Consider the following 1,063-nt stretch of genomic DNA (forward strand, 5'->3'; position numbering starts at 1 on the left):
TCTCATGGCGCCGGAATTCGCCGCGGCAGCCGCGGCTTCGGCGGCCGCGCTCGGGGTGCCGTCGGCGGGGGCGGCGGTCACGGCGTCGGCGCTGGCGGACGCGTCGGGTGCCGGCGCCTGCTGGCAGGCGGCCAGGGGCAGCAGCAGCGACAACAACAGGGCAATGCGCGTCATGGAGGGCTCCGGTCAGGGCTGCGTGGGTGCGCGCCGGGCGGCACGCCGTTGGTCGATCAGCTGGCGGGCGATGCGCAGCCCGTCTTCGTGGGTGGCGGCGGTGATGCGGTAGCGTCCATCGATGATCAGCGTCGGCGTGCCTTCGACACCGCTGCGCAACGCGAATTGCCGCGCGTGCTCAAGCTTGGCTTCGACCTCCGGGCCCTGCATGTAGGCGCTGGCCCTGGCCGGGTCGATGCCGCGCTCGCCGTAATAGGCCGCTAACTCCGACACGCTGGGGTTCATCGGCAGCAGGCCATCGGCGTGGATCGCCTGGTACATCGCGTCATGGGTCCGGGCCAGCACGCCGAAGTGTTCCGCGGCGAAATAGGCGCGCGCGAAGTTGTCGCCCGCGGTGAACACCGCCGGGACATAGGTGAAGCGCACGTCGGCCGGCAGCGTCCGCGCCCAGGCCTTGAGCTCGGGCTGGAACTGCGCGCAGTGCGGGCACCAGTAGCCGAACACCTCGACCACCTCGACCTTCCCGGCCAGCGGCGCATAGGGCTGGCCATCGGCGATGACGACGTAATCGATGCCCTCGACTGGCGCGGCCGCGGGTGCCGCCGAGGCCGCGAGCACGAACAGGCCCGCCAGCAGGCAGCCCAGGATGACCGGCAACGGGCGGATCGTGCGCATGGGGCGTGACGGATCTCGTTCAGTGGGCCGGATGGAACGACGCCGGCCAAGGAGTTTGGCCGGCGCTGGGGGTCAGGCGTCGTGAACGCGGGCGCGTCGCGGTGCGACCGCGCGCACTGGCGCTCAGGACTGGTTGGCGGCCGGTGCGGGGACCGCCGGTGCGGTGGTGGCCGGTGCGGCCGGGGCCGGCGCCGTGGGCGCCGGCGCGGCAACC

The 1,063-nt window shown here is 73.0% G+C and carries 1 protein-coding gene; it reads right to left on the minus strand.

All coding sequences use genetic code 11. The features are described from left to right. Positions 1-186: 186 nt before the first annotated feature. Positions 187-849: a thiol:disulfide interchange protein DsbA/DsbL gene (locus G7B67_RS13160; protein ID WP_166213155.1), complete on the minus strand. Its 663-nt coding sequence runs from the start codon at positions 847-849 to the stop codon at positions 187-189. Positions 850-1,063: the final 214 nt, after the last annotated feature.

The sequence above is a fragment of the Cognatiluteimonas telluris genome (genome assembly GCF_011320095.1).
GTDB classification, from domain to species: domain Bacteria; phylum Pseudomonadota; class Gammaproteobacteria; order Xanthomonadales; family Xanthomonadaceae; genus Cognatiluteimonas; species Cognatiluteimonas telluris.

Bases quoted from the DNA above. Each gene is read 5' to 3' on its own strand.
- G7B67_RS13160 (WP_166213155.1), bottom strand. From the start codon at position 849: ATGCGCACGATCCGCCCGTTGCCGGTCATCCTGGGCTGCCTGCTGGCG.